Consider the following 223-nt stretch of genomic DNA (forward strand, 5'->3'; position numbering starts at 1 on the left):
AACTAAAAATTAAAAAATATGAGCTACACTGTTATCTAGTTTTCAAAGAACATACATTTATATATGAGAGATAGTTCTCTCAAAACTGAACAAAACGAAACACGGAAACTTATATTGATGAACAGCGTTCATCAATTCTCCATAGAAAGGAGGTGATCCAGCCGCACCTTCCGATACGGCTACCTTGTTACGACTTCACCCCAATCATCTGTCCCACCTTAGG

At 37.7% G+C, this 223-nt stretch carries 1 rRNA gene; it reads right to left on the reverse strand.

From position 1 onward, the window contains the following. Positions 1-145: 145 nt before the first annotated feature. A 16S ribosomal RNA gene (locus MR168_RS33235) occupies positions 146-223 on the reverse strand; the annotation flags it as partial.

This window comes from Bacillus cereus group sp. BfR-BA-01356, from assembly GCF_022663635.1.
Classification (GTDB): Bacteria; Bacillota; Bacilli; order Bacillales; family Bacillaceae_G; genus Bacillus_A; species Bacillus_A cereus.